This window comes from Pseudothermotoga sp. (genome assembly GCA_025060105.1).
GTDB lineage: Bacteria > Thermotogota > Thermotogae > Thermotogales > DSM-5069 > Pseudothermotoga_A.
Window position 1 is genome coordinate 311,674 of record JANXCS010000002.1, and the last position, 6,737, is coordinate 318,410.

General features: G+C 43.3%; 8 protein-coding genes. 6 read left to right on the forward strand and 2 right to left on the reverse strand.

Features of this window, described 5'->3' with window-relative positions; translation table 11 throughout:
- Window positions 1-2 precede the first annotated feature (2 nt).
- Window positions 3-845, forward strand: a complete 843-nt coding sequence (locus tag NZ875_03380) for a DMT family transporter (GenBank protein ID MCS7174776.1) — start codon at window positions 3-5, stop codon at window positions 843-845.
- Between the two features lie 69 nt (window positions 846-914).
- Here the strand turns inward: NZ875_03380 and NZ875_03385 are convergent, their stop codons facing one another.
- Together NZ875_03385 and queF are read right to left on the reverse strand one after the other, a co-directional pair.
- Complete coding sequence (locus NZ875_03385) at window positions 915-1,553, reverse strand: queuosine precursor transporter (GenBank protein ID MCS7174777.1); 639 nt, start codon at window positions 1,551-1,553, stop codon at window positions 915-917.
- Window positions 1,537-1,950, reverse strand: a complete 414-nt coding sequence (gene queF / locus NZ875_03390; protein ID MCS7174778.1) for a preQ(1) synthase — start codon at window positions 1,948-1,950, stop codon at window positions 1,537-1,539. Before queF ends, NZ875_03385 begins: the two co-directional genes overlap by 17 nt.
- Window positions 1,951-2,171: 221 nt before the next feature.
- Here queF and NZ875_03395 point away from each other — a divergent pair, with 221 nt between their 5' ends.
- The 5 genes from NZ875_03395 to NZ875_03415 all read left to right on the forward strand — a co-directional run.
- The gene (locus NZ875_03395) at window positions 2,172-3,944 is read left to right on the forward strand and encodes an ABC transporter substrate-binding protein (GenBank protein MCS7174779.1); all 1,773 of its coding nucleotides are present in this window, start codon (window positions 2,172-2,174) and stop codon (window positions 3,942-3,944) included.
- Between the two features lie 61 nt (window positions 3,945-4,005).
- On the forward strand, window positions 4,006-4,959 hold the full coding sequence (locus NZ875_03400) for an ABC transporter permease (GenBank protein ID MCS7174780.1): 954 nt from the start codon (window positions 4,006-4,008) through the stop codon (window positions 4,957-4,959).
- 9 nt (window positions 4,960-4,968) lie between these two features.
- Window positions 4,969-6,054: an ABC transporter permease gene (locus NZ875_03405; protein ID MCS7174781.1), complete on the forward strand. Its 1,086-nt coding sequence runs from the start codon at window positions 4,969-4,971 to the stop codon at window positions 6,052-6,054.
- On the forward strand, window positions 6,051-6,563 hold the full coding sequence (locus tag NZ875_03410; protein ID MCS7174782.1) for an ABC transporter ATP-binding protein: 513 nt from the start codon (window positions 6,051-6,053) through the stop codon (window positions 6,561-6,563). Before NZ875_03405 ends, NZ875_03410 begins: the two co-directional genes overlap by 4 nt.
- A partial coding sequence (locus NZ875_03415; GenBank protein ID MCS7174783.1) for an ABC transporter ATP-binding protein occupies window positions 6,541-6,737 on the forward strand: 197 nt, incomplete at its 3' end. The genes NZ875_03410 and NZ875_03415, both read left to right, overlap by 23 nt.

The window sequence follows — 6,737 nt, forward strand, 5'->3', positions numbered from 1 at the left end:
AATTGAATCGAAAGATAGCTATACTCTTCCTCATCATTACTGCAATATTGTGGAGTTTAGGAGGGTTACTCATAAAACTTGTGAACTGGAATCCCATCGCCATAGCTGCAGGTCGAAGCATCATATCTGCTCTTCTGATGCTCGCCTACGTGAGAAAACCTAAGTTTAACTGGAGTCGTGATCAAATACTTGCCGCCCTTTTTTACTTCGGTACAGTCACACTATTTGTGACAGCAAACAAGTTCACCACTGCTGCGAATGCCATACTCTTACAGTACGGTGCCCCAGTCTACGTTGCCATTTTCGCACCATTAATTCTGAAAGAGAAAACGAAAACTGCCGATTGGATCGCTATAGCTTTCGCTCTGTTTGGAATGACTCTGTTCTTTTTCGACGAACTTGAGGTCAAGAATTTGTTTGGTATAGTCATCGCCGTCGCAAGTGGTGTTTCATTCGCCTTGTACATCATCTTTATGAGAAAACAGAAAGATGCTTCGCCCATAGATTCAACGCTATTAGGAAATATTTTGACAGCGTTGGTTGGACTTCCATTCATATTCAGTCAAAGCTTTGAATTTCAAAACGTTCTAGGGATCGTCCTTCTTGGAACCGTGCAGCTCGGTCTTTCTTACATACTTTACTCCATAGCGATAAAATACGTCGAAGCACTTGAAGCGATACTGATTCCAATAATCGAACCGATACTCAATCCAATCTGGGTGTTCCTTGCATTCGGTGAGAAACCAGGAAGTTGGGCGTTGCTTGGTGGTATCATTGTTCTTTCTTCTGTTACGTTACGATACTCAGTGCCGCTGTTGGTAAGAAATTTCAACACAACAAAATGATCACAAAATGAGCAGTGTTACAAAAAGCAATCTAGAGAGGATTCATCTCTCACGTTGCTATTAGAGAAATTAAACTGTTTCCCTGACGATCCATTTACCACTGACCAGTTTGACTCCAAGATAAACGAACGGTGTATCGATCAACGCAATTATGAATTTCACCACATATTGAGAGAAAATCATCCTCAAAAGTACGTTCCCTGGTACAACATTAAAGAAAGCTATCGTTATGAACACACACGTGTCTATGAATTGTGAAACGATAGTGGAAAAGTTGTTCCTCATCCACAAGTATCTCCCTTCAGTGATTCTCTTCCACAAATGGAAAGCCCAAACATCATGAGTCTGTGAGAGAACATAAGCGATCATGCTGGCAAGAACTATCCTTGGTGTAGAAGAAAACACTTTCACGAAAGCTTCATTTTGCTCAAAGAGACTCGCCGGTGGATAAACTGTGACGATTTTTGAATAAAGAACTAATACTACGGAAACAAAGAAACCAGACCATACGATCTTCTGAGCCACCTTTTTGCCATAAACTTCGGTTACAATATCTGTGATAGAAAAGGTGATGGGATAACACAACACTGCAATTGGAACGACGAACGGACCGAGATTCACCAGTTTCGAAGCAGTTATATTCGATGCAACTATCGCGAAGATGAAAATACTTGTCAACACTATGAGCTTTTCATTCAATCGTTCCACGCTCGTACCCTCCCAGATCTCCCATTTGCGTAGTTGTTTTGATACCTCCACGAATATTGTATATCACGGTCACCCTTAGCCTATTGGTTTTAAGAATTTTTTTCAGATCCTCATATATCCTCTTGGTGACTTCTTCTTGATATATTCCAACATTTCTGAAGCTAACGAAGTAGTATTTGAGAGATTTGAGCTCGACGATTTTACCGCCGTCTGGATAGTACTCTATGATGACTCTTCCTATATCCGGTAAACCAGAGAAAGGACACACGGCGGAGAACTCATCAGTTTCAATCTTGATGTATTCGTCTTTTCCATCAAATTCTATGGTTTCCAAAAAATCAGTTCTTATCGCTTCGTACCCTTCAAAGTTGAAAATCCTTCCCTCAGCTTTCGGCACGATATCGCCTCCTCCAAGAAGTTAAGTGTAGCACTTTTTTGGAAGATTTGAAGCCTCCTGACTGCATGGAGTGTGATCGTGAAATCCATATGGTCATCTTACTTCAAAATGAATGCTGGGGACTTCGAAAACTATCAGTTAACATTCTCTGGTCTTGCTTGTGCTATCATAGTTGGGGTATGTGAAATATTGTAATGACATTTCTGAGAGGGGGTGTTCTCATGAAAAGGTTCTTACTTTCGTTGCTTTTGCTATCGATTTCCATCGCACTCTCAGCAGAGTTCCTTGTGGAAGATGAACTTTTGACACCGGAGCCTTCGCCAAAATGGGGTGGAACTCTCAGACTTGTTTTGCCTTCTACACCGGAATCTTTCTTGATGTATGGTACGCTCGATTCTTCAACTTACAGTATCACGATGGGACCTATGTTTTCACCACTGGTGGAGATGCATCCTGTAACGAACGAAATCAAGCCAGCCCTTGCAAAGTCTTGGACAGTTTCATCCGATGGTAAAGAGGTGACATTTCATCTGCGAGAAGCTTACTGGTCGGACGGAAAACCCATCACGTCAGACGATGTGATCTTTACGTTCAAGTATTTCGTGATGAACCAGTTTGCACGCGGTAACTCGATAGACAGATTCACTATACCCGATGAGAAAGGTGTCAACAAAATGATTGAGTGGATCAAGATCGACGACAAAACAGTGAAAGCATTACTTCCCTCTCCTTACGGAGCATTCTATACTGTGCTGTCCCACGTTTACATCTATCCAAAACACAAACTTGAACCTCTCATTGACAAAAACGACCTTGGATCCGTCAATAAAATCTGGCTGTCCAACACCGATCCCAAAGAGATCGTTGTGAACGGACCGTTCAAACCTGTTCAACTCATCACCGATCAAAAACTCATTTTAGAGAGAAATCCCAACTTCTGGAAAGTCGACAAGTATGGATACAGACTACCATACTTTGACAAAATTGAGTATTTGATCATCAGGGACGAACAAGTGAGGCTCGCCAAGTTCATGGCTGGAGAGATAGACTTCATGGCGATATCTTCGAGGGACTATCCGATGCTGAAGGAACAGGAATTGGCTGGCAAGACACCGTACGTGGTTTACGCTACACAACCCAATCAACCTACACCAAGTCCGATACACATCTCCTTCAACTTCGATGTGGATGATCCCGAGTTGAAAGAACTGTTCAGAAAACTTGAATTCAGAGAAGCTATGGAATATGCTCTCAACAGGCAAAGGATCATAGAAGAGGTATTCGCGGGCCTCGCTATACCAGATGCAGGTTTGATGCTTCCATCGAACAAGGCTTTCTACAACCCCAAGATAGAACAACTCCTCAGACCTTATGATCTAAAAAAAGCTAATGAATTACTGGATAAGATAGGATTGACGAGGAGAGACAGAGAAGGTTACAGGCTCTTCACGACTGGGAAGAGAGTCGAGTTCAATTTGCTTGTGCAGAGTTCTCCGAAAGAATACCAAGATGTTGCACTCATCTTCGCTGAGGATCTCAGAAAAATAGGTATAAAGGTGAACCTACAAATACTGGATGCTTCGTTGGTTGGCCAGATGTTCGGCGCGGGGAATTTCCAAGCTGGAATCAGAGCGTTCGGGAATCAACCAGACCCACAATTGAGAAAAGCGATCTGGCAACCTGGGACTCAGCTGTACTATTGGCATTACTCAACGATGGACAAGACTAAAACACCCCCACAACCTGTGTTCGAAAACATGTTCGACTGGGAAAAGAGGATATGGGAATTGTTTGAAAAAGGTCAAGTGGAGATGGATCCAGTTAAAAGAAAAGCTTACTACGACGAATGGCAGGAACTGTATCACATCTATCTACCTGTGATTTTCGTGTGTAAAGGCATGAACATTTGGGGTTTCAACAAAAATTTGGGTAATGCAGGCTTAACGAAAGAAGGCATGTTACGCTTCACGGTCTGGACAAGTTACAGGAAGTGAACTGAGGCTCCCCGTTAGGGGGAGCCTTCCTTCAGGGTGATTCAACGTGTGGTCCTTCGTATTGAGAAGAATTCTGATCATGATACCTATGATGTTCTTCATCTCAGTTATATGTTTCATTGTAACTGAACTTCAACCGGGAGATTTTCTTTCACAGTATTTGGAAAATCCAAGGATATCGCCTCAACAAATTGAGACATTGAGAAGGGAATTGGCTCTCGATAAACCTGCTCATCAGAGGTATTTAATATGGATAAAGAACATCGTTACCAAGGGGGATTTTGGATACTCTTTTTCCTATCAGCGTCCCGTTGTCGAATTGATTTGGGAAAGACTTGGTTGGACCGTTGCAATTTCGATTTTAACGATAGGTTTTCAGTGGCTCTTCGCAACACTCATGGGGATCTATTCAGCTTTACATCCATACAGAGCGGGTGATTACACTCTCTCCATTTTGGGGTTCGTAGGTCTTTCCATACCGGAGTTTTTCCTCGCACTGGTTTTAATGTACCTTACACTGAAGCTCGGTGGTACAACAGTCGGTGGGCTGTTTTCACCACAGTTTATAGGATCTCCGATGAGTTGGGCAAAGTTCATCGATCTTTTGAAACATCTGTGGCTTCCCATAGTTGTTATAGGTTTGAGCGGGCTCGCGGGATTGATGAGGATCATGCGTGGTAACATGCTGGACGTGCTAGGCTCACCTTTCGTAACGGCTCTGAGAGCTCGAGGTTTGGACGAGAAAACGATCAGAAGGCATGTAATAAAAAACGCGTTGAACCCGTTAGTGAGTATTGCAGGTATGGAACTTCCAAACGTGTTCAGTGGAACGATCATCGCTTCGATCGTTCTAAATCTTCCCACGATAGGTCCATTTTTTTACAACGCCCTGCTGAACCACGATCAATATTTAGTAATGACCTTCCTCATGTTCATAGCGATCATCACGCAAATTGGGAACTTACTTGCTGACATCGCACTTGCTTTGCTTGATCCAAGGATAAACATCAGTTGAGGTGAGATCATGAACACGTGGCAGAGAGTTTTCTATCAATTCAAAAAGCACAAACTTGGTCTTGTGGGATTGTGGATACTCGTGTTTTTATACATTCTGATCATCCTTGCAGACTTCATATCACCGTACAACTTTACCGAATCGCACAGCAGATTCACCTACGCACCCCCAACGAAGATCAGGTTCTTTCACCAAGGAAAATTTAGAGGACCTTTCGTGTACGCCTTGAAGAGAACTAGAGATCCGGTGACATTCATGGTGAAGTATCAAGAAGACAGATCAAAAATCTATCCGGTGAAATTGTTCGTGCAAGGGGAAAAATACAAATTCTGGGGTTTGTTTGAAACAAATCTTCATCTGTTTGGCATAGAGGTCGATTCGAACGAGATGATGCTACTTCTTTTTGGGGCAGACAGGTTCGGCCGAGATCTATTCTCGAGGATCATCCACGGTGGTAGGGTTTCTCTGACGGTGGGGCTCGTGGGCACGTTCATCAGCGTTTTGATAGGTTCAATCGTTGGTTCGATATCAGGTTATTACGGTGGTTGGATAGATGTGCTCATACAAAGATTCATAGAACTACTCAGATCTTTTCCAAGAATTCCTCTGTGGCTTGCTCTCTCTGTGATACTACCACCGAGCTGGCCGAGCACGTGGGTTTATTTTGGTATCGTGGTCGTGTTGTCATTGATAGGTTGGATGGGTATAGCACGTGTAGTGAGAGGTATGACACTCAGTTTGAGAGAGAAGGAGTTCGTGCTAGCGGCAAAAGTCGCTGGCGTGTCGAATTTCAAGATCATTACGAAGCATCTGATCCCAAACATGATGAGTTATCTCATTGTGGTTTCGACACTCTCTGTGCCTGGCATGATACTGGGCGAGAGCGCCATAAGTTTCCTTGGACTGGGAATAAAGGAACCTATGACCAGCTGGGGTTTGTTACTGAACCAGGCCCAATCATTGACAGCACTTTCTACAAGTCCTTGGCTTTTGATACCCGGTTTTTTCATCATGATCTCAGTCTTGGCGTTCAACTTCGTTGGTGATGCCCTGAGGGATGCCTTGGATCCATACAGGACGGTTGAGAAGATATGAAATTACTCGAGATAATGAACCTGAAAGTTTATTTCAACACACTCGACGGACTTGTGAAAGCTGTAGATGGTGTTTCGTTCACACTCAACGAGGAAGAGACCCTCGCGATCGTTGGTGAATCGGGTTGTGGTAAGACCGTGACCGCGCTCGCGATTTTGGGTTTAGTCAAAAGAGCCTTCGTTGAAGGTAGCATAACTTTTCGTGGGGTCGAACTGACGAAACTTTCTGAGGAGGAGTTTCGAAATATACGTGGTAAAAGAATCTCTATGATTTTTCAAGAACCGATGGCTTCTTTCGATCCTCTCTATAGTATTGGAAAACAAATGATGGAAGTTGCGATGAAACATTTAAACACTTCTGAAGAAGAAGCGAGGAATCTTTGCCTCGAGATGCTGAAAAAAGTTCAAATTCCTCTTCCAGAGCAACGTTTCAATCAATATCCTCATCAAATGAGTGGGGGGATGCTTCAAAGGATAATGATAGCTTATGGCCTTGCTGACGAATCCTGACATCGTGATTGCGGATGAACCCACCACAGCTTTGGACGTGACCATACAAGCACAGGTACTCAATTTGTTCAAAGATCTTCAAGGGCAGTTTCGTATGTCTGTAATCTTCATCACCCACGATCTTGGAATCGTCGCAGAGATCGCCGATAAGGTACACGTGATGTACGCTGGAAA

Bases quoted from the DNA above. Each gene is read 5' to 3' on its own strand.
- NZ875_03410 (MCS7174782.1), top strand. From the start codon at position 6,051: ATGAAATTACTCGAGATAATGAACCTGAAAGTTTATTTCAACACACTC.
- NZ875_03395 (MCS7174779.1), top strand. From the start codon at position 2,172: ATGAAAAGGTTCTTACTTTCGTTGCTTTTGCTATCGATTTCCATCGCA.
- NZ875_03405 (MCS7174781.1), top strand. From the start codon at position 4,969: ATGAACACGTGGCAGAGAGTTTTCTATCAATTCAAAAAGCACAAACTT.